Origin of the sequence: Salinigranum marinum, assembly GCF_024228675.1 — an archaeon.
Classification (GTDB): Archaea; Halobacteriota; Halobacteria; order Halobacteriales; family Haloferacaceae; genus Salinigranum; species Salinigranum marinum.
In genome coordinates this window covers 3,393,925-3,414,819 of record NZ_CP100461.1, presented here as the reverse complement: position 1 = coordinate 3,414,819, position 20,895 = coordinate 3,393,925, and the positions used below count along the sequence as shown (strand labels likewise).

General features: G+C 64.6%; 15 protein-coding genes and 1 pseudogene. 7 read left to right on the top strand and 9 right to left on the bottom strand.

What is annotated here, in order from left to right; genetic code table 11:
* The first annotated feature begins 24 nt into the window (after positions 1 to 24).
* Both NKJ07_RS16995 and metX read left to right on the top strand, forming a co-directional pair.
* Positions 25 to 1,308 carry an O-acetylhomoserine aminocarboxypropyltransferase/cysteine synthase family protein gene (locus NKJ07_RS16995; protein ID WP_318567976.1) on the top strand — a complete coding sequence of 428 codons (1,284 nt, stop codon included), beginning with the start codon at positions 25 to 27 and terminating at the stop codon, positions 1,306 to 1,308.
* A complete protein-coding gene (gene metX, locus NKJ07_RS16990; protein ID WP_318567975.1) occupies positions 1,305 to 2,507 on the top strand; it encodes a homoserine O-acetyltransferase MetX in 1,203 nt (400 codons plus the stop codon). Before NKJ07_RS16995 ends, metX begins: the two co-directional genes overlap by 4 nt.
* A gap of 35 nt (positions 2,508 to 2,542) precedes the next feature.
* Here metX and NKJ07_RS16985 read toward each other — a convergent pair whose 3' ends face one another.
* Positions 2,543 to 3,607: a Brp/Blh family beta-carotene 15,15'-dioxygenase gene (locus NKJ07_RS16985; protein ID WP_318567974.1), complete on the bottom strand. Its 1,065-nt coding sequence runs from the start codon at positions 3,605 to 3,607 to the stop codon at positions 2,543 to 2,545.
* Between the two features lie 101 nt (positions 3,608 to 3,708).
* Between NKJ07_RS16985 and NKJ07_RS16980 the strand changes: the two genes are divergently transcribed.
* Positions 3,709 to 5,211, top strand: coding sequence for a phytoene desaturase family protein (locus NKJ07_RS16980; protein WP_318567973.1), 1,503 nt, complete (start codon positions 3,709 to 3,711; stop codon positions 5,209 to 5,211).
* 264 nt (positions 5,212 to 5,475) lie between these two features.
* Here NKJ07_RS16980 and NKJ07_RS16975 read toward each other — a convergent pair.
* A pseudogene (locus tag NKJ07_RS16975) lies at positions 5,476 to 5,613 on the bottom strand (cation:proton antiporter); the annotation flags it as partial.
* A 1,028-nt stretch (positions 5,614 to 6,641) separates the two neighbouring features.
* Here NKJ07_RS16975 and NKJ07_RS16970 point away from each other — a divergent pair.
* Both NKJ07_RS16970 and NKJ07_RS16965 read left to right on the top strand, forming a co-directional pair.
* Complete coding sequence (locus NKJ07_RS16970; RefSeq protein WP_318567971.1) at positions 6,642 to 7,409, top strand: IclR family transcriptional regulator; 768 nt, start codon at positions 6,642 to 6,644, stop codon at positions 7,407 to 7,409.
* 550 nt (positions 7,410 to 7,959) lie between these two features.
* Positions 7,960 to 9,321 carry an MmgE/PrpD family protein gene (locus NKJ07_RS16965; RefSeq protein WP_318567970.1) on the top strand — a complete coding sequence of 454 codons (1,362 nt, stop codon included), beginning with the start codon at positions 7,960 to 7,962 and terminating at the stop codon, positions 9,319 to 9,321.
* Between the two features lie 220 nt (positions 9,322 to 9,541).
* Here NKJ07_RS16965 and NKJ07_RS16960 read toward each other — a convergent pair whose 3' ends face one another.
* Together NKJ07_RS16960 and NKJ07_RS16955 are read right to left on the bottom strand one after the other, a co-directional pair.
* Entirely contained in the window at positions 9,542 to 9,991 is a 450-nt protein-coding gene (locus NKJ07_RS16960; protein ID WP_318567969.1) for a tripartite tricarboxylate transporter TctB family protein, read from the bottom strand.
* A 66-nt stretch (positions 9,992 to 10,057) separates the two neighbouring features.
* A complete protein-coding gene (locus tag NKJ07_RS16955) occupies positions 10,058 to 11,191 on the bottom strand; it encodes a Bug family tripartite tricarboxylate transporter substrate binding protein (protein WP_318567968.1) in 1,134 nt (377 codons plus the stop codon).
* A 283-nt stretch (positions 11,192 to 11,474) separates the two neighbouring features.
* Here NKJ07_RS16955 and NKJ07_RS16950 point away from each other — a divergent pair, with 283 nt between their 5' ends.
* A complete protein-coding gene (locus NKJ07_RS16950) occupies positions 11,475 to 12,938 on the top strand; it encodes an amidohydrolase family protein (protein ID WP_318567967.1) in 1,464 nt (487 codons plus the stop codon).
* A 182-nt stretch (positions 12,939 to 13,120) separates the two neighbouring features.
* Here the strand turns inward: NKJ07_RS16950 and NKJ07_RS16945 are convergent, their stop codons facing one another.
* From NKJ07_RS16945 to NKJ07_RS16925, 5 genes are all read right to left on the bottom strand, one after another.
* Entirely contained in the window at positions 13,121 to 13,573 is a 453-nt protein-coding gene (locus NKJ07_RS16945) for an SRPBCC family protein (protein WP_318567966.1), read from the bottom strand.
* 197 nt (positions 13,574 to 13,770) lie between these two features.
* Positions 13,771 to 14,256 (bottom strand): (2Fe-2S)-binding protein, encoded by a 486-nt coding sequence (locus NKJ07_RS16940; protein WP_318567965.1) that lies wholly within the window; start codon positions 14,254 to 14,256, stop codon positions 13,771 to 13,773.
* Complete coding sequence (locus tag NKJ07_RS16935) at positions 14,253 to 15,125, bottom strand: FAD binding domain-containing protein (protein WP_318567964.1); 873 nt, start codon at positions 15,123 to 15,125, stop codon at positions 14,253 to 14,255. The genes NKJ07_RS16940 and NKJ07_RS16935 overlap by 4 nt, the downstream gene beginning before the upstream one ends.
* A gap of 13 nt (positions 15,126 to 15,138) precedes the next feature.
* Positions 15,139 to 17,379: a xanthine dehydrogenase family protein molybdopterin-binding subunit gene (locus NKJ07_RS16930; protein WP_318567963.1), complete on the bottom strand. Its 2,241-nt coding sequence runs from the start codon at positions 17,377 to 17,379 to the stop codon at positions 15,139 to 15,141.
* Between the two features lie 348 nt (positions 17,380 to 17,727).
* A complete protein-coding gene (locus NKJ07_RS16925) occupies positions 17,728 to 19,074 on the bottom strand; it encodes a M20/M25/M40 family metallo-hydrolase (RefSeq protein ID WP_318567962.1) in 1,347 nt (448 codons plus the stop codon).
* Between the two features lie 321 nt (positions 19,075 to 19,395).
* Between NKJ07_RS16925 and NKJ07_RS16920 the strand changes: the two genes are divergently transcribed.
* Positions 19,396 to 20,895 carry a tripartite tricarboxylate transporter permease gene (locus NKJ07_RS16920; RefSeq protein WP_318567961.1) on the top strand — a complete coding sequence of 500 codons (1,500 nt, stop codon included), beginning with the start codon at positions 19,396 to 19,398 and terminating at the stop codon, positions 20,893 to 20,895.

Below are 20,895 nucleotides of genomic sequence, written 5' to 3'. Positions count from 1 at the left end.
AATCGAGAAATATGCGTACTATACATGACCCGTGGCTTCCACACCCGGAGCCTCCACGCCGGCCAGGATCCGGACCCGGCGACGGGTGCCCGCGCACCACCGATCTACCAGACCACCTCGTACGTCTTCGACGACGCCGACCACGCGGCCGACCTGTACGCGCTCGACGCGGAGGGATACGTCTACTCGCGCATCGCGAACCCGACGACGCGCGTCCTCGAACGCCGACTGGCCGCGCTCGAAGGCGGGAGCGACGCCGTCGCGACTTCGGCGGGAATGGCCGCGCTCGACTCGGCGACGAGCGTCCTCGCCGAGAGCGGTGACAACGTCGTCGCCTCCGCCGACATGTACGGCGGCACCGCCACGTACCTCTCGAAGATGGCCTCGCGGAGAGGGATCGAGACCCGCGTCGTCGACACGCTCGACGTCCGGGCGTACGAGGAAGCGATCGACGACGGCACCGCGTACGTCCACGTCGAGACGGTCGCAAACCCCTCGCTCCGGACGCCCGACTTCGAGGCCGTCGCCGACGTCGCCCACGACCACGAGACGCCGCTCGTCGTCGACAACACGTTCGCCACCCCCTATCTGTGCCGGCCGATCGAACACGGCGCGGACGTCGTCTGGGAGTCGACGACCAAGTGGCTCCACGGATCGGGCACGACCGTGGGAGGCGTCCTCGTCGACGGCGGCACGTTCCCGTGGGGGGCCACCGACAAATACCCCGAGCTCTCCGGGGAGAACCCCGCCTTCGGCATCGACTTCTCCGACCGGTTCGGCGACCGCGCGCTCGCCGCGTGTGCCCGCCAGCGCGCCGTCCGCTCGCTGGGGAACCAGCAGTCGCCGTTCGACGCCTGGATCACGCTGCAGGGAATCGAGACCCTCCCGCTGCGGATGGAACGGCACTGCGAGAACGCGGCGCAGGTCGCCGACTTCTTGACCACGTGCCCGGAGGTCGCGTGGGTGTCGTACCCCGGCCTGGAGAGCCACGAGACGCACGAACTGGCCTCGAAGTATCTCGACGGCGGCTACGGCGGGATGGTCACCTTCGGACTAGAGGGCGGGTTCGAGGCGGCCAAGACCCTCTGTGAGTCGGTCGATCTCGCGTCGTTCCTCGCGAACATCGGCGACGCGAAGACCCTGATCATCCACCCCGCGTCGACGACGCACGCCCAGTTGAGCGCCGACGAACAGCGCGCCGCGGGCGTCGCGCCCGACATGCTCCGGCTCTCGGTCGGCATCGAAGACGCCGAGGACATCGTCGCGGATCTCGAATGGGGGATCGACCGGGCGGTGACGGCCACGTGACCACCCGCGACCGCACCTCGGTCGGCCGATTCGAGTTCCAGTGCGGCGACGTCGTCGACGACCTCACGGTCGCCTACGAGACGTACGGGGATTTTTCCGGCTCGAACGCCGTGCTCGTCTGTCACGCGCTCACCGGGAGCCAGCACGTCTCCGGCCGCCACACCGCGGGGACCGCGGGCCAGGCCCGCGCGTGGTGGGACGACATCGTCGGCCCCGGCAAGGCCGTCGACACGAAGGAGTACTACGTGGTGTGTGCGAACGTCCCCGGCTCCTGCTACGGGACCGACGGCCCACCGAGCGGGGGCCCCGACGGCGAGCCGTGGGGCACCGATTTCCCCCCCGTGACCGTCAGGGATTGGACGCGAGCCCAGCGCGCGCTGCTGGACGAACTCGGCGTCGGCCGCCTGCACGCGGTCGTCGGGGGGTCGGTCGGCGGCATGAACGTCCTCGACTGGGCCGTGGCGTATCCCGACGACGTCGAGCGGATCGTCCCCGTCGCGGCCGCGGGGCGGCTCGACGCGCAGTGTCTCGCGCTCGATGCCATCGCGCGGCGGGCCATCACGACCGATCCGAACTGGAACGGCGGCGACTACTACGGGGGAGAACCCCCGCGGGATGGGCTCGCGCTCGCCCGACAGATCGGCCACGTGATGTATCTCTCGAAGGACTCCATGGCCCAGAAGTTCGATCGCCGGTCGGCGGGCAGGGACGCGATCCGCGACACGTTCCCCACCGACCCCGCCGCGGCCTTTTTTCCATACAGAGACGTCGAGTCGTACCTCGACTACCAGGCCGAGAAGTTCACCGAGCGGTTCGACGCGAACTCGTACCTCTACCTGACGCGCGCGATGGACGACTACGACCTCTCCGAGGGGTACGAGTCCGACGCCGCCGCCGTCGCCGCCTTCGAGGGCGAGGCGCTCTTGCTCTCGTTTACTGGCGACTGGCACTTCACCGTCGAACAGAGCGAGGACGTGGCGGCGGCGTTCCGCTCGGCAGACGTACCGGTCGCTCACCACGTCGTCGAGTCTGATCACGGCCACGACGCCTTCCTGGTGGAACCCGAGAAGGTCGGCCCGCCGGTTCGGGATTTCCTGAACGAGGGCGTCGACGGGACCGCGATCCACGACACCGTACCCGAAGAAGAAGACACCGGCGGGAACTACGCGCCCGTCCACAACTCGCTGTTCTCGGGATAAGCGCGAGTCGACCGGTGGTGGGCGCTTCCGCCGGATCAGGGCACGTACCAGATGCCGCGCTCTCTGTCGAGCACCGACCCCACGACGACGTGTGGCAGGGCGACGATGCTGATGAAGACGCTCCAGAACGCGACGGCACCGGGGAGGAGCGACGACCCGGCCAGTGGGTTCGGGAACGCCCAGTACACAACGGCCAGCACCGAGAACGTGGCCAGCGCGCCCGCGACGAGGACCAGCCACGCCCGGAGCGCGACGGTCGAAGCCTTCTCGCCGCCGAGGAGGTCCCAGCCATCGTCGCCCCCGTCGAACTCGTCGACCGTCCGCGTCCGAGCCACCTGTCGCGCCGAGTACCAGAACGGGAAGTAAAGCCCGACCGCGACGAGGACGGGCACGAGCGCGAAGAACGCGGTCAGGAGGAGGGACTCACCGGCGTCGATGAGCCACGACCGGCCGCCGCCTCGGAGGAGACCGAGGCCGACGTGCGCGAAGAGCGCGAGTCCGTACCCGCCAGCGACGAGCGAACGGGTCAACTCGAAGTACCGCGCGTATGGCGCGAGACCGCCGGGGTCGACGAGGCCAATCATCAGCACGCTGAAGGCGTGGAACGTCTCCGGCCAGAAGACGATGGGGACGAGCATCACCGCGCCACCCCGCACCGCGACCGCAAGCGTCCGCTGGAGTCGTGTCCGGAGGTGGTCGGTCCCCGTCGTCGCCTCCATGACGTGGAGGCCGCCGATGCCGCCTTTCGCCATCGCCACGGCGAGTGCGAGTCCGAGGCCGGCGACGGGTGCGACGAGAAACAGGCCGACGAACGCCGCGATACCGCCGAGGTAGGCGACGACGTACCGCCAGCGGACCGTCAGCCGACGCCGCCGGAGGTTCTCGAAGTGTTCGTAGCCGCCGTGCGGAAGGTTGAGCGCCACCATTCCGACGAGGTAGACGACCATCTGCGCCTTCAGCGGGACGGTGACCCCCGCGGCACCCGCGAGGCCGAAGCCGACTGCGAGCGCGAGCAGGGCCACCCTCGACAGCGCGAGGGACGGGTGCGTGTCGGCGCGCCGGTGCCACCGTCGGACGGAACCGAGGCCTGGCGTGTGCATCGTTCGGGGCTAGGGAAAAGTCGATAATAAACGACCGTCGGCGTTCCAAGGATCTGAAAACGTGTGTCCGACCCTTGTGTCACGGGTCACTAGCCCCGCCCATGCAAGCGGCCTTTGATGACGACACGCGGGTCACGGTCGTCGGCGGCGGGTTCGGCGGACTGTCGGCGGCAGCGTATCTGGCCCGCGCCGGGGCCGACGTTCGACTGCTCGAGCGGCACGACCGACTCGGCGGGCACGCGGGTATGCTCGAACGCGATGGGTTCCGGTTCGATACCGGGCCATCGTGGTATCTGATGCCGGACGTGTTCGAGCGGTTCTTCGGCCACTTCGGCCGCGAGCCGAGCGACTACTACCGCCTCGAACGGCTCGACCCGCAGTACCGGGTGTTCTGGAAGGACGGCGACCGGGTGACCGTCCAGCCCCGCCGGCGGAACGTCCACGACCTGTTCGAGTCGTACGAGGCGGGGGCCGGCGACGCCCTCTCGGAGTACCTCTCGCGGGCCGAACGCGACTACGAACTCGCGATGGATCGGGTGGTGTACGAGGACCGTGACCGCCTCCGTGACTACGTCGACACCGACCTGTTGCCGATGGCCACCCGCGCCCGCCTGTTCGGCACCATGGACGACTACGTCTCGCGGTACGTCGAGCACCCGAAGCTCCGGCAACTGCTCGAGTACACCCTCGTCTTCCTCGGCGGTGCGCCGCACAACACGCCGGCGCTGTACAGCATCATGAACCACGTCGACCTGACCCTGAACGTGTTCTACCCCGAGGGTGGCATCGCGGGCGTCGTCGACGCGCTCGGCGACCTCGCGCGCGAGCAGGGCGCGGAGATACGGACGGGTGTCGAGGTGCAGTCCATCCGTGGCGAGCGCAGGTCGTTCGAACTCGAGACGGAGGCGGGCGTCGAACGCGCCGACCTGATCGTCAGCAACGCCAACCCGGCCTACACCGAGCGCGAACTCCTCTCGTCCGCGGCGCGCGAACACGACCCGAGCGCATGGGACGACCGGACGTACGCGCCCTCGGCGTTCATGCTCTACCTCGGCGTCGAGGGCGACGTCGACCCCCTCGCGCACCACTCACTCGTGCTCCCGGTCGACTGGGACGGCCACTTCGAGCGCATATTCGACCGCCCGGAGTGGCCTGACGACCCCGCGTACTACCTCTCGGTCGCCTCGAAGACCGACGAGACCGTCGCCCCCGACGGCCACCAATCGGTAGTCGTCCTCGTGCCCATCGCCCCCGGCCTCGACGATGGCCCGGAGCGACGCGAAACGTATCGGGAGTTCGTCCTCTCCGACCTCGCCGAGCAGACGGGCGTCGATCTCCGTGACCGCATCGTGGTCAAGGAGTCCGCCTGTGTCAGCGAGTTCGCCGAGCGCTACGGCGACCCACAGGGAACGGCGCTCGGCCTCGCGCACACGCTCTCGCAGACCGGCCCGTTCCGTCCCGGTCGCCGGGACGGCCCCGACGGTCTCTACTACGCCGGCGCGTACACGACCCCCGGTATCGGGATGCCGATGTGTCTCGTCAGCGGCGAGCGCACCGCCCGGGCCGTCGTCGAGGACATGCCCAACGCTCGACTGGCCGACTGACGGGCAGCGCGCTCGCTCAGTGGTCCCCGAGCGCCGACGACTGGGCCCTCGTCCTCTCACTCACCGCCGGACAGCAGTTCACGGACGTCCGCGTCGGGTCGTCGAACGCGGTGTCCACCGTCTCCCGGTCGACCCCACCGACCGGTCCGATCGCGCCAGGATGGTGGACGAGGAACGCACCGGTCGAGTCGCCCCGGTTCGGTCCGCGTTGTCGATCTCCGAGCCCGTACTCGTACTCGGCGGATGCTGTCCGAACCCCGCGCTTCACCCTACCACCGCCGACTCCGGCTCCCGAAAGACGAACCGCGCGACCCGGTCGGACTCGCCCATCAACACGGTGCCGAGGGTGCTCATCACGAGCACGTACCCCACCGCGAACGCCGGGATGATCTCGGTCATCACGCGGCCCAAGACGACCGTGGCGTGCCGGTGCCACGCTCGACACAGGCGGTTGTACGGTGGCACATCGAACTGGAAAATATTTATAATTAGTTTCTCATTAGTTGAATCAATAACTTCCGTCCGGGCCACGGCGTCGCTTCGATCAGCGAGGACTGTACGCACGAGACCAGTCGGGCGTGACGCCGATTGGGTCGTGTATACGGTCCGACGGCGACGCAGTCCGGCGTTCGGCAGCGGCGGTCCGACGACGTTTGGCCGCCCTCTAGTCGGCGCACGCGATCAGACACTGGCAGCCCCAAACACCTCGTCTCCCGGCGGTCACCGACCATCTCGCACCGAAGTGTGCGTCAACGGCGGGAGTCCGGGCGACTCTCAGCGCTACCCGTGACGAGGACTCCTACGCGTTCGCGTCGTTCCGTCGTCGATGGCGGCTCGTCGTGGATTATCGTCCGTTGACCGCCACTCGACGCGGCCGCGGCGGGATCCGGTCGTACGGCACGGGGTCGGTCGGACGTCGTCTCGACGGGCGACGGCCGCCTCCCCTCACGTTCGGCGACGGATCTGCGGTCCTCGGCTGTGACCCCGTCAGTCTAAAGAATATTCCGTGTCACAGGCGTGCAAATATTTCTGATCAATTCTCGGGCCCAGCCACACGAATACGGTCGACCACGCGGCGTCCGGGACGGAGCCACCACTCGTCGAGGGGCAGCCACGAGACGGCCGGGCGGTCGGTGGACGCGCCCGGAGCGCGCGCCGGCGTGAGACCCGCGGTACGGGGCGTCGCGAGCGGAACGGCTCCGGTCACGTAAGCAACGAGACGCGCGTTGGCGGAGGCACTCGGCCACCCATTACATCTTTACTGTTGTCATCTACCGCATACCGTCACGCCGAACCGGCCGCGACCACGGCCACACCGGTCCCGGGGCTGCGGACGGAACCCCGACCGTCCGTGGCTGACTGGGAACAACGGACATCGTATCGCGTTTCCCACGGAGAAATATTAAATAGACCCCTGTTGATATGGGTGTATGGTCAGTATTTCCGACGATACCAAAACGATACGCGCCGTCGAGCGCTCGCTGGCAATCGTCGAGACGCTCCGTGAACTAGAGGCGGCGACCGTCGGCGAGGTCGCGGCGGAACTGGGGATCTCGAAGAGTTCGGCCCACAGCCACCTGGCGACGCTACAGCGGGAAGGGTACGTTGTCAGACGGGGCGACCGTCACGAGTTGAGCCTGACTTTCCTCTCTCACGGCGAGTTCGTTCGGGGCCAGGTCCCCCTGTTCGATGTCATTAAGCGATACGCGCGCATGCTGGCCGACGAGACCGGCGAGAACGTCTCGTTCATCGTCGAGGAGCAGGGCGAGTGCGTCTTCGTCTACTGCGACAACCGGAACCACGAACTGCCGGACGCCCGAGCGGGCACGCGCGTCCCGATCCACTGCATGTCGGCGGGGAAGGCGATTCTGGCGGAGCTTCCGGACGAGCGCATCCAGCAGATCCTGCGGGCCACCTCCCTGGACGAGTTCACCGACAACACGATCGTCGACGAGGCCGAGCTGTTCGACGAGATCAACGAGATCAGGGAGCGGGGCTTCGCCATCAACAGGGGAGAGCGTATCGAACGGCAGCAGTCGGTCGCCGTCGCAGTGACCGACGGTGACTCCCGGTTGATCGGCGCGCTCGCCGTCGTCGGCCCGAAACACCGGCTGAAGGAAGACCGGCTCTCCTCGGAGATACCGGACGCCCTCCTCGTGGCCGCGGAGAAGATCGAGCTGAAGTCGCTGTCCGGGTAGTCACGGGAAGTCAGTCCCGCGGACTCGGTTCGGTGTCTCTCTTTTTTCGGACGACGATATTCGTTTTTCATTGAGTTTCCCACTGCAAAACGCCAGGAAGATCAAATATTAATGGAAATACAAATGGTTGAACCGGAGAAAGATATTCGAAATTGTGAATCAGATTCTATAGGCGTCTCAGAACTGTAGGTGTTCAGAGGCACCGACCGATACAGAGCGCACTTTTGGCTCGATCTCGTTCGCTACCGAAGAACCGGTCCGATCGGGGAGCGCTCCCCCGTAGTCCGGTCATGCGTGGGTGGCGGGTGCGACATCTCGTCGATTGGGGAAGCGACCGGTCGACGGGCGCGTCACGCGAGTTCTCCAGCGACGAACGGTGTCTCGGACAGGACGACCACCGAGAGACGAGACGTGGCCTCTCTGCGCGGGTTCGGGACAGACCAGGGCCCGCTGGCGACGGCATCGGCAGGGCTCCCGCCTTCCTCACGAACGCCGACCCCATCGCTCCTTCGCGGGAAACAGTTTAGTCCGCGGCGGTCGCTCCTCAGACGTGGACGAAACTGCACATCTCGCCGCACACGCGGCCACCCTCGCGTTCGATTCGATCCCCGACGATGCGGTGGCGCACGCGAAGCGCTCGATCCGTGACTACGTCGGCCTCTGCCTGTACGGGTCACAGCATCCGGTCGGGGAGACGGCGACTCGATACGTCGATCTCTACTCGGATGGGTCCGACGCGACGATCCTCGGCCACGGTACGACGAGTGGCCCACACGCAGCGTTCGTCAACGGGGCCACCGGTCACGCCGTCGACTACGACGACACGTTCGAGGCGGTCGTCATTCACCCCTCCTGTACCGCGTTCCCCGCAGCTCTCGCAGCGGCGGAACTCGAAGGGAGGTCCGGCCGTGACCTCCTCTGTGGGTACGTGGCCGGCTTGGACGTGCTCTTCCGAGTCGGTGAGAGCCTCGCACCGTCGCACTGGCACCGCGGATGGCACAGCACGGCGACGGTCGGTGTCTTCGGCGCCGCCGCCGCCGCGGGATCCGTCCTCAAGTTGGCCCCGAGCACCCTCGAACAGGCGTTCGGGCTGGCCGCGTCGTTCGCATCGGGCCTGAAGAAGAACTCCGGAACCATGGGTAACCCGCTCCACTGTGCTCACGCAGCCCAGATGGGAACCGTCGCCGCACTGTTGGCGGCGAACGGGGCGACTGCCGACAGGGCGATCCTTGAGGGTCGCTTCGGGTACGGCGAACTCGTGACGACCGAAGGCGGGTACACACCGGAACGGATCACCGATCCGACGGTCGAATGGGCGGTCCTCGACAACGGATTCAAGCCGTATCCGTCCGGGGTCGTGACCCACTCCGCCATGGAGGCGCTCCGTCTCATCGTCGAGCGGAACACACTCGCCGCCGACGACGTCGTCTCCATCACCGTCACCGTCGACGAGGGGGTCACGGACACCATCGACGAATCCGATCCACAGACCGCGCTCGAAGCGATGGGTTCGTACGAGTTTTGTCTGGCGGCGATCCTCCGAGAAGGGACGGTCGGCGTCCGGGAGTTCTCCGACGAGTACGTCCGTGAGGAGCGGACGCGCGAACAGATGGCGAAAGTGTATGTCGAAGCCGAGACCGATCCGTTCGACTCCGCGACCGCCGAAGCGTCGTACGGGAGCCGGGTCGAAGTCGTCACGGCGGACGGCGCGTCGTTCGTCGAGTCGGTCTTAGACGCACCCGGGAGCCCGAGTAACCCGCTGAGCGAGGACAGACTCCGGCGCAAGTTCTTCGAGTGTGCCGAGTACCGGCTCGCGCGCGAGCGTGCCGAAGCGGTCGAGGCCGCCGTCCTGTCGCTCGAAGAACCGGGCATGCTCGATCGGTTGACCGAGTTGGCCGTCCCGACTGAATAGCTCCGGGCAGGCGCGTCGACTCCCCGCGAGTGCGATCCCGTGCCGCGTGGAACGATCGGTGGTGCTGTTCGGTGGAAGTGGCTCACTCGGCGGGGTGTCCAGACAGTGACGCTCTCACGAGAGGTAGTCGCGCCGTCTCGTCGACGGATGCGGCCGCGACGCCGCGTCGAACCCTGACGGAGTCCGATTCGATCGAGATACCGAGCACGACGCAAGAAGATTAAAACAAGGGCAGTGCGGGACCGTACAGCCCCTCGTACATCCGCAACGACAGGAGTTCGACGAACGCGACGTAGATGAAGACGGTCGCTACGACGGTGAACAGGAGCGCGTGTTCAGTCGACATGTCGGCCTCCGATTGCACGAAAGTAAAGATGAACACGGCGGTCGCGATGACGAACCCGAACAGGTAGATCAGGCTAACCGCGACGACGACCCATGCGAGCACTCGCACCTGTCGGGTCACGCTCACAGAGATCTCTTCGTCTCCGACGTCGAACGTTCCGGAGGTGTCGTCAAGCCGCTCGAAGACGTCCGTGTACTTACCGAGCAGGATGAACGCCAGTTTGAGCGCGATCAGTACGTTGAGCACGGCGATGACCATCAGCGGAACCCGTCTGACACGCGGTCGGTAGGTGAGTGTCTCGATCGTGAGCGCCCCGGCTACCAAGAGGAGACAGAAAAAAAAATCAGGTCGGTATCGACGAGCCGGTCTCTGTGATCGGTCATGAGGCCCTCAGTAGAGTTCGCTCAGCAGGTCTTCGTACTGTGACCACAGCTCGACGTTGTCCGAGACGATCTGTTCGGTCGCTTCCCGCCCCCGAAAGGTCAAGTTACGGTTGGCGTCCTCGGCGCGCTGTTGCATTTCCTCCGTCTGGAGCGCCTCTTCGACCGCCGTGACGAACGTATCGACGATGCTGTCGGGCGTTCCCGGCGGGAAGGAGTAGGGTCGGGCGAGCGCGAACGGCGCGACGACCTCCTCGCCATCGAATGGCGTCTCCCATTCCGTCAGCGCCGTATCCTCGTCGGACACCGGCTGGTTCGAGACCGACATCAGCTGCTGTATCCCGTCCGGTTCGACGAAGCCCGTGATCGACGAAGCGGTCGTCGTTCCGATGTCGACCTCCCCTCGATCCATCGCGGCCATCAGCTCGTTCGTGCCGCCGTAGTGCACGAAGTCGAGGTCCTCACGATTCCATGCACCAGTCTGGTCGCCGAGGACGATCGCGATGATCGTCGCGGTGTTCGTCGCGCCGGGTGTCCCGACCCGCGTGGACGTGACGGTGTCGGCGAACGTCTCCCAGTCGGTGATGGGATCGATGTTCTGGTTCTGCGCGAACCCGATCTTTGTCTCCGCGATCGTACACGCGTTGACGAACTCCGTGTTACTGAACTGGGCTGCGTCGGGTTGGACGATCTCCTGAATCACGTTCGAGGAGACGATCCGCAACAGGAACGTACTCCCGTCGGGCTCAGCGTTCCAGAGCCTGTTCGCGGCGTTCATTCCCGTCCCACCGGTCACGTTCTCAACGACGATCGTCGGGTCGTTCGGGAGGGTCTCTTCGATGAGTTCCGACGTGTTACGGACGTACCAGTCGTAGCCACCGCCCGTGGAAAACGGCACCCAGGCGCTCAGTTCCTGGCCGGAACTCGGCCAGGAGGCATCGCTGTCGCCATCGCCACTGCTCTCGGTACTGCCGCTGCCACCACTGCTCCCGCCACTATCGGAATCATCACTGCTTCCGCCACTCCCGCCGTCACCACTACCACCGTCACCACTGCCGCTGCAACCGGCGAGGCCAGCCACACCCACAGTGCCGAGGAGACCCATGCTCCGCAGGAACTTCCGTCTGGACTTTGCTTCCTTCACGCCTGGTATGTGGTCACGTATCTAATTTAAAACTTGGGTCAGCGGCGGGATTTAGATGAGAGACGGTGAGATTAAGACGGAATCAACAAACGTATATAACATAGTTCGAATTTTCTCGGCATATCTGTCGTTATTTCTCGCTCGGACATCGATACAACAGCTCGGGCAGGGACGACACCGCAAACCACGAGGTGTTCGTTTGTCTCCGTGCCGTGTGAAGAGTGGCAATATTTGGGAATGTCAGAGAACGAATTAAATAGTTATGGACAGAGATGACCATTAGATGGCAGATCTGTTAGTTAAGAACGGCATCGTACTGACTGTCAACGAGACGTTTGAGGTGATTCCCGACGGGGCGATCGCGATCACGGACGCTCGGATCGAGGCCGTCGGCGAGACCGACGAGGTCGTCGACCGAACCGACACCGACCGGATAGTCGACGCCGCGGGCAAGCTCGTCTTCCCCGGCCTCATCACGTCTCACGTCCACGTCTCGGACATCCTGCTCCGGGGCGTCTGTAGCGACCGTGACGACTGGCTCTACAACGTCAAGATCCCCGGCGTCGGCGCGATGGAACCCGACGATCACGCGCTCGGATCGGCCCTCTACTGCACCGAAGCCGTCCGCTCTGGAATCACCACGTTCGTCGAGAACGCCGTCGCGACCGGATCGGGGTACAGCGACGAGGTCATCGAGGCGAAACTGGACGTGTACGAGACGGCCGGGATCCGGAACGTCTACGCCCAGGCGTTCAGGGATCGGCTCCCGAGTCAGGCGTTCTTGGATTCGGTCGAGTCGGTCACGTCAAGGGCGCCGTCGGTCAACCACGTTCCGATCGAGACGACGGTCAAAGATACGGACGAGGCACTCTCGAACATCGAGGACCTCATCCGATCGTATCACGGGACTGCGGACGGTCGGCAGTCGATCTGGCCGACACCGTACATCACATGGTCGACGACCAAGGAGGGGTTCCGTGGGGCCTATGAACTCGCCGACAAGTACGACGTGATGACGACGACCCACGTCTCACAGGCCCCACAGGAGGACGAGGGGTATCTGACCAGCGTCGAGCACCTGCGAAACGTGGGATATCTCGGCGAGCGGACCCTGTTGGGGCACTGTATTCACCTGAGTGAACGAGACATCCGGATCCTTTCGGAGACGGACACACGGGTCGCGCACAACCCGTTGACGAATCTCTACATCGGTCGGGGATTTGCTCCCGTCCCGACGATGCTCCGCTACGGGGTGACCGTCGGACTCGGAACCGACAATACGAGCGCGAGTAACACGGTCAACATGATCAACGACCTCCGGTACGGTGCGTTGATCCACAAGGCGAGCTACGAGGATCCCGGTGCGACGACGGCCCGGAAGGCGCTGGAGATGGCAACGATCGACAACGCACGGGCGATCGGCCGCGAAGAGGATCTCGGGTCGATCGAACCGGGGAAACTGGCGGATATCGTCGTGATGGATCTCGACTACCCCCACCTCACCCCTCATCACCACGACGTCGTCTCGGCGCTCGTGTATCAGGCACAGGGGTTCGAGGTCGAAACCGTGATCTGTAACGGCGAAGTCGTTCTGGAACACGGCCGGATGGCCGGGCTCGACGACGAGTTCCCCGACCTGCGACCGGCCGCCGCTGCGTCCGCCGAGCGGGTCATCGACCGCGCGGGACTCGAGGAGTACCGTGCCGAGAGCCGACCCTACGACATCGACATCACACCCGCCGAGTGAGTGCTCTCTCGGGATCGTGAGGGTCCGCCAGTCATCCATCGGGGTCCGGCTTCCCGAGTAGCCCGGTAGTCAACCGATCCCATGAAGCGCTGTTGCGTTCATCAGGTGAGCACACGACTCGGACGGATTTGCCGACTCGGCATCGCGGAGGTGCGGTCCGCTACTCGTTCGGATCGAACGGTCTACGACGAGTGGTCTTCAGCGTGCTCTCTGACGTTCTCGAAGTAGGTGTCGATGTCGGACTTGACTTTGCGTTTGACGAGACGGGAGCCGAGAGTGGCTAGTTTCCCCGTGAACTCCACAGTCACACCGTACTGAAGGGTCAGCTCGTCGCCGTCGTCCCTGAGGTCCATCTCTGCCTGCGCGTCCATCTGGCTGTTCGTCTTCGAGTCCGTGCCACTCGCGATGGCCCGCATGGAGGTCGGCTCGTTCAGTTCGACGATCTCTACTTCGCCGTCCAACGTGATCGTGACGCCCGCAACCCCGCGCTCGATGAGGCCCGTGTACCTGGTCGCCGACTGCTTGTGGACCTCTTTTGCTCCAGGCACACACGTGACTAGCGCTTCGGGGTCTGAAATCAGCCGCCACAGGTCGGTCTTCGTGGTCTCGATCTCGACCTCGCCTTCGAACTCCATGCCCGGTATCCTCGGAGGTGGAATATATAACCCGCCGGTACAGGCTGTTCTGGGTGGTGAGCTGACACCCGGCTCGTCGCCGTCAAGATTCGAACGCCACTGCCTCTCGTCCGGGCCACGGGTCAGTGCTGATCCCTTCGTGGACCCTCGATCGCGGTCGTGACGACTCGCGTCGTGGCTCTGGCCGACACGTCCGTTTAGAGCCTATCGGCGTCGGGATGGGTGTCGGTGTCGTCCCTGGTCACGGCTTCGATGGCATCGACGATCTTCGCGTACCCGGTACAGCGGCAGACGTTCCCCTTGATCGCATCGCGCGTCGACATGCTGTCCCGCCTCGGCGAGTCGACGTACTCGACGGCAGCCATGACGAATCCAGGTGTGCAGTAGCCACACTGTGAGGCGAACTGATCGACGAACGCCTCCTGAACAGGGTGGGGGTCGTCTTCGTCTCCGACCCCTTCGATCGTCGTTACCTCGGCGCCGTCGACCTTCCCAGAGATGACGAGACAGGACTTCACCGCCCGTCCGTCCAGCAGGACCGTGCAGACGCCACACCGACCTGACGAACAGCCGGATTTCACGCCGGTCTTGTCGAACTCCTCGCGAAGGACGTCACGGAGCGGGGTCGTTGGTGAAACGTCAGCTTCGACCCGTTCACCGTCTAGCTCGAATTGGATCTTCATCGGGTGTCGCTCCTGAGTTCGTCGACGATGTCGGTCAGCGTCCGGCGGGTCAGCTCTTCGCTCAGCATCCGCTTGTACCGTTCGCTCCCGGAGACGTCGCTGACGGGATCGATCTCCTCTCGGACCGTCTCAGCCGCGAGATCGATTCGTTCTTCGGACGGGGGATGCCCGATCAACGTCGCTTCGGCGGCCGGGATCCGCACGGCACTGTCGTCGACCGCAGTGAGTGCGATGTGTGCGGTGTTGACCGACTCTCCGTCGTCCGAGAGAGACACACGGGCGGCGACGCCTACGATCGCCCAGCCACCCTTTATTTTCGAGTGCTTCCGGTAGCTCCCACGACCGGGCTGTGGGTGTTCCACTTCGATCGCCTCAACCAGTTCGCTGTCCCGTAGCTCAGTCTGCATGAAGCCGCTGAAGAAGTCACTTAAGCGGACCGTTCGCCTGCCGTCGATCCCCCCGATCTGCACGCTGGCGTCCAGACAGAGGAGCGGGGCGATGATGTCCAGTGCCGGATCGGCGTGGCTCACTGCCCCGCCGAGCGTCCCGAGGTTTCGCACCTGTGGATCGGCGATCAAGTCGATCGCCGCGCCGAGTTCCTCGTACATCTCGGCGATTTCGTGGTCGCGAACGGCCGCGTACGTGGTCGCCGCACCGATGCGGAGGGTTTCGCCGGCTCTGGACACGCCGGTTAGTTCTGCCGTGTCGGAGATGTCGACGACAACGTCCGGATCGACCAGCCCCTCCCGCAGCAACAGACTCAGCGACTGGCCCCCCGCGGTCAGTTTCACGTCGGCGTCGCGCGCCAGCAGGGCGTACACCTCTTCGAGCGTGGTCGGACGTTCGTACTCCGTTGGTGATGAGCTCATTATGTGTCAGCCTCTAATTTGAAACGTCGTTTATCCCGAAGTAGATGGCTTCGCTGTCGACCGGTGGCTCCGTGAACCGAATGCCGGTCGCGTCACGGATAGCGTTCAGGATGGCCGGTGCGACGGGTGGCAGCGACGGTGTTCCGACTCCCTTCGCACCGAAGGGCCCGGTACGCTCGTTCGACTCGATCAGTTCACAGGCGAGCGTGTCGGGCATCTCCCAGGGGGAGATGACGGGATAGTCGGCGAGGTTTGCGTTCTTCGGGACTCCCTGTTCGATCCGGAGTTCCGACGAGAGCGCGAACTCGATGCCGTGAGAGACCGCCCCCTCTAGCTGGCCCTCGACCAGCTTCGGATTGATCGCGAATCCGACGTCCTGTGCGGCGACGTAGGTGAGAACGTCTACGGCACCGGTCCGCCTGTCGACTTCGACCGCTGCGAAGTGGATCCCATAACCCGGCGGTGTGTGCGCTGTGGTCACCCGCTCGCGTGCGACCAGCCGGTCGTCCTCCGCTCGTCGGACCACTTCCGTCAGCGGAATCGACGCACCGGTCGCCGAAACCACCACGTCGTCCTGCAACTGGACGGAGCGTGGCTCTACCCCGAGCTCGACGGCGGCCCGTTCTTCCAGGAGGGCCCTCATCGATTTGGCCGTCTTCAGGGCGGCCATCCCGATCACGTACGTGGTACGAGACGCGACCGATCCCAGGTCGTCGTCGAACGCCGCATCCGGTGAAAACCGCTCACTGTGAATCCGAGCAGGTGGCACGTTCAACCCCTCGGCGACGATCTGTGTGAGCACCGTATCCGACCCTTGACCGAGATCAACCGCGGGTGTCTCCACGGTGAACCGGCCCGTCTCGTCGAGTTGGATCCGTGCCTCGGACGACTCCTTGTCGGCGGAACCTGACCCCGTCGTGTGAGCACCCGCCGCGATCCCGGTTCCCCGGAGGACGTCCCGGTCCGTCGAGGACCCCTCTCGAGCGTGGCTGAACGTCTTCATTCCACGAGCCAGACACTCTTCGAGGCCGCAGCTCTCGATCGGGACGCCGGTGTGTGGGCGTTCGTCTCCTTCGGAGACGAAGTTCTGCCGTCGGAACTGGTCTGGAGCCATGCCGATCTCCCGGGCGACTTCGTCGACGTGTGACTCAAGCGCGAAGGTCATCTGTGTCACTCCAATCCCTCGGTACTCCCCCGCTGGCGGGTTGTTCGTGTACACCGAAACTCCCTCGAACCGGTAGTTCGAGACGTCGTACAGGTCGAGCGGCCGCTCCATACTGTTCGTGAGCACGATATGGCCGACCCCGTTCGGATAGCCACCGGTGTCGGCTAGCATCTCGATCTCGAGAGCCTCGAGCTTCCCCTCGGCGGAGACGCCTGTCTTGATTCGACATCGGGTCCAGTGCCTCGACTCTCCGACAACGAACTCCTCTTCCCTGTCGAACTGTAGCTGAACGGGTCGCTCGGTCACCTTTGCGAGTGTCGCCGCGACCGGTTCTACCGTGAGCTTCGGGAGGGATCGACCGCCGAAACTCGACCCCGACGTCGCCGGCGTATCGACGCTGATCCGCTCCTCGTCCACGTCCAGAAGCTTCGACAGTTTTCGCTCCGCGGCCCGCGGGGCGCCGATAGTCTCGAACAGTTCGAGTGTCCCCTGGTTCCAAGTAGCGAGACAGAAGTGCGTGTCGAGGTTACAGTGGGCGACTCTCGGCGTCCGGTACTCCCCCTCGTGAACGAAGCTGGCGGCTTCGAAGCCTGCGTCGACGTCGCCGAGTTCCAGCCTGTGGTAGTCGTCGACGTTCCGTGCGTAGGCAGGGTTCTCCACGTTGACGGCGTGTCGGCGACCGAACTTGCTGAACCCGGTGTCCGATTGGTGTAGCTGTGGCGCTTCCTCGTCGAACGCCGTTTCGGGGTCGTGTATCGGATCGAGCCGCTCGACACGGTACTCGATCCGTCTGATCGCTTCCGCGGCCGCCTCCGGCGTTTTCGCGGCGATCGCGGCGACGACATCTCCGTGGTGTCTGATGAGTGGATCGAAGCCGCCGAGCAACTCCTCACGGCTGACAACGGCCTCAACCTCCGGCATGCTGCGGGCGCCTTCCGCACGGAACTCGACGAGACGGCCGTGGCTGACGTTCGACCGGAGGACCGCAGCGTGGAGTCGTTCTCCGTCATCGACATCAGACGGGTATTCGGCGAGACCTGCTACTTTTCTCCCCCCGTCCTTCCGTTTCGTACTCTCTCCGACCCGCATACCGTCCGTTTGGGGTCGAGTCGGCTCGGCTTGTTGACCGCTCATATACCTCGGGAGACTCCGCAGATATATATTATACGGGGCCTCCGGCAAGGCCGGGTCGGCGATCGTGGAGCCGCCCAGACGCGGGGTTTCATCATACCACCGCCGGTCGTCAAGTGTCACGGGTGGCCGTCGTTCAGGACGGGTTCACGGCTACCGGTGCTCGCCATACACCGGCGACCGAATCGCGTGAGACCGAGCGGACGTTGTGGTATCTCTGGCGTCTGATCAGCCCCCCGCCCGCCGTGTCCAGCGCGCAGACCGGATCGATTCGACCGCTGGTTCCGGTCGTTCAATTCGCGTTCGTCACTCGGCCGTGCCGCACATCTCCAGCGCGACGTACGCGTAGAGCTTCGCCGCCGCCGCGAGATCGTCGACGTGCATACAGCGGTGTTTCGTCCCCGAATACTCCTCGGTCGTCCTGGCCGGGCCGAACGTCACCGCGGGAACGCCGACTTCGTTGAACAGGTTGATGTCCCGCCACATGCTGACGACTGCCGAATCGGGCAGAGGCGTCGCGTCTCCTCGAACGGTCCCGTGTGCCGCGTCGATCGTGTCCACGAGGGGGGCGACGGCCTGGTCGTCCGCGACGTAGCCCCTGCCGAAGTTGTACAGTTCGATGTCGGGCTCGAACCCGGCGTTCGTGAGTAGTTCACGGACCTCGTCGCGAACGAACTCCGGCCGTCTGTTCGGGGGGAGGAACACCGTGAGATACACTGCTGCTTTCCCCGGCGCGTGTCCTGGACTGTACGGAACGCCAGAGCGCATCCCTCCCACGCCGGCACTCGGTCTGTTCACCCCATGGCCGAAATCTTGGCTGTTCGTCTGCCGGTAGTCGGCCGCCCATTCGTCCAAGAGGAGGACAGCACGACACGCGTCGTGGAGCGCCCCAGGGAACGTCCCGTTGTGGCCTCCGTCTTCGCCCTGGTTCTCGCTCTCGTCCCCCGACGGATACTCGAGGCGGGGCCAGTATTCGACGTCGTCAGTGAAGACGAGCTTGAACTGTGCGAGCCCGCACTCCATCCGTCCGATCGCGTAGTCCGTTGTCTCGGCAACGACGGCGTACTCCCCCGTGATCCCCCCCTGAGTGAGTAGGTGGCGCGTCCCGAACCCAGTCCCGAAGAACTCGGGTCCCTGAAACTCGTCGACCGGCGACGACTGGATCTCGCCGGCGACCGCCGTGAGGTGGAGTTCCTCACCGAGCTCGATCCCGCTCTCGCCGATAGCCAGTGCGGCCCACAGAAACGCGCTCATCGGGCCCTTGTCGTTCGCGATGTCGTCGCCGTACAGGTGGTCGCCATCCCGCCACGATTCGTAGTAGACGCGGTGGGGTTCAGCGGTAATCCACTCGTCTTTGGACTCGTTACCGAACGCGGTGTCGATGTGCGCGTTGTATATCAACGAGTGGCCCGCCGCCGGATCGTGGCCTCCGATGGAACCAACCACGTTCGCACGGTGCTCCGAGAGGAACTGCTGGCGGGCGCCGAACCGCTGGTCCATCCACTCGGCGAGGAAGTCGCTTGCATCCCGCTCGTGGCCGCTCGGGCTCTGTTTGTTCGCGAACTTCAACAGGAACTCGACTAACTCCTCCGTGGTCTCGTCGATATACTCACAGACGCTCCGCCACTCGGACTCGGTAACCGTGCTAGTCATCGGCTCACATCATACGAGAACTGTAATAAAATCCCGTGTTTCCGTGGATTTTGTGTCCCTACTGGGACGATCGCTGAACGATCACCGGACGGTCGAGGACCAACCGACACCGCAAAACTCGACTCGGTCACTGAATGGACCTCGCTCTCGCTTTCGCTCCCGTGCGGACGTGCGCTGTCTGGCACCGTCGGAATAGAAGTGACCGCTTCGCCACAAATAGATGGCTGAGTTGGATTGTGTCAACCATCTGTGTCTGTTCGGTTGAATCTCGTCCGCCAGCAAGGCATTAGAGTTATGTTTGTCGCTACTGTTCGGGCGCTCATGATAGTTGACGTGGCTGTATCGGCGTTCAAACTGTTCCTCGATCCGACTATCCTCCTTTTCGTCCTGTTCGGGACCGTCATGGGACTCGCGTTCGGTGCTCTCCCCGGGTTAGGAGGGGCGACAGCCATCGCGTTGCTGATCCCCTTGACGTTCAACATGGACCCGTTCTTGGCGTTTGCGGTGATGGTCTCCGCGCAGGGTGGCGCGACGTTCGGCGGGTCGCTCTCGGCGATTCTGATAAACGTCCCCGGCACCGCCCCGAACGCGGCCACGATCCTCGACGGGCACCCCTTGGCGAAACAAGGGAAAGCGAATGTCGCGATCGGCGCGAGCGCGGCCTCGAGCGCCATCGGTGCGCTGGTGGGCGTCGCGTTCCTTGTCGTGTCCCTCCCGGTCGTCCGACCGATGCTCCGCCTGTTCGGGTCGCCGGAGTTCTTTCTCATGGCCGTGTTCGGACTGGTCGTCCTCGCGGTCGTGACCCGGGGACCGCTCATCAACGGGCTGATCGCTGGGGGACTGGGGCTGATGCTGTCGTTCGTCGGTCAGAACCCGGTCGTCGGAGGGATCCGATACACGTACGATCTCCCGTACCTCCTCGACGGCGTCCCACTCATCCCTGTCATCATCGGCGTGTTCGCGATCGGCGAACTCCTCCGCCTGCTCGCAGAGGACCGCTCGATCACGCACGAAGCCGCCGAAAGCGGCGGGAGCATCATAGCCGGCATCAAAGAGGTGTTCGGGCACCCGGTGCTACTCATCAAGTCGTCGTTGATCGGCACGTTCATCGGACTCGTTCCCGCGGTCGGTGGGACCGTGGCGAACTTCGTCTCGTACATGAACGCCTCCCAGTCCGCAGAGAACAACGAGAAGTTCGGGAAGGGTGATATCCGGGGATTGATCGCGTCCGAAAGCGCGAACGACGCGAAAGACGGTGGTGCCATGATTCCCACGATCGCGTTCGGCATTCCGGGGAGTGCGGTCTGGGCCGTCATCTTGGGTGCGCTCATCGTCCACGGGTTGGTCCCGGGCCCACGGTTACTCGACGAGAACCTGGATCTGATCTTCGTCATGATCTTCGCGCTCATCATCTCGAACCTCGTCACGTCCCTCATCGGGATCTCCATCGCGGGGCAGATTTCACGGATCACGACGATGGACGTCGGAGTCATCGCACCGCCGATCATCCTCGTGTCGCTGTTGGGTGCGTACATCGTCAGGCTCCTGTTCGCTGACGTCGTTCTGGCGGCAGTCTTCGGTGTGCTCGGCTACCTGATGATCCAGTACTCGATCTCGCGCGTGTCGCTTCTAATCGGGATCGTCCTCGGGCCGATCGCCGAAACCTCGTACGCGCAATCGATGCAGCTCTCGGACGGCTCCTGGGGCATCTTCGTCAGCGACATCGTCTCGATCGTCTTGGTCGTCTCGATCGTCCTGGCGCTCCTGTACGCCGTCTCGGACCTCGTCTCCGACTGGAAGCATCTCCTCACCGATCGATGA

What these genes read in the sequence shown, in the direction of transcription:
- NKJ07_RS16925 (WP_318567962.1), bottom strand. Translation starts at nt 19,074, where the DNA reads ATGACTAGCACGGTTACCGAGTCCGAGTGGCGGAGCGTCTGTGAGTAT.
- NKJ07_RS16980 (WP_318567973.1), top strand. Translation starts at nt 3,709, where the DNA reads ATGCAAGCGGCCTTTGATGACGACACGCGGGTCACGGTCGTCGGCGGC.
- NKJ07_RS16985 (WP_318567974.1), bottom strand. Translation starts at nt 3,607, where the DNA reads ATGCACACGCCAGGCCTCGGTTCCGTCCGACGGTGGCACCGGCGCGCC.
- NKJ07_RS16945 (WP_318567966.1), bottom strand. Translation starts at nt 13,573, where the DNA reads ATGGAGTTCGAAGGCGAGGTCGAGATCGAGACCACGAAGACCGACCTG.
- NKJ07_RS16970 (WP_318567971.1), top strand. Translation starts at nt 6,642, where the DNA reads ATGGTCAGTATTTCCGACGATACCAAAACGATACGCGCCGTCGAGCGC.
- NKJ07_RS16940 (WP_318567965.1), bottom strand. Translation starts at nt 14,256, where the DNA reads ATGAAGATCCAATTCGAGCTAGACGGTGAACGGGTCGAAGCTGACGTT.
- NKJ07_RS16930 (WP_318567963.1), bottom strand. Translation starts at nt 17,379, where the DNA reads ATGCGGGTCGGAGAGAGTACGAAACGGAAGGACGGGGGGAGAAAAGTA.
- NKJ07_RS16950 (WP_318567967.1), top strand. Translation starts at nt 11,475, where the DNA reads ATGGCAGATCTGTTAGTTAAGAACGGCATCGTACTGACTGTCAACGAG.
- NKJ07_RS16995 (WP_318567976.1), top strand. Translation starts at nt 25, where the DNA reads ATGACCCGTGGCTTCCACACCCGGAGCCTCCACGCCGGCCAGGATCCG.
- NKJ07_RS16920 (WP_318567961.1), top strand. Translation starts at nt 19,396, where the DNA reads ATGATAGTTGACGTGGCTGTATCGGCGTTCAAACTGTTCCTCGATCCG.
- NKJ07_RS16935 (WP_318567964.1), bottom strand. Translation starts at nt 15,125, where the DNA reads ATGAGCTCATCACCAACGGAGTACGAACGTCCGACCACGCTCGAAGAG.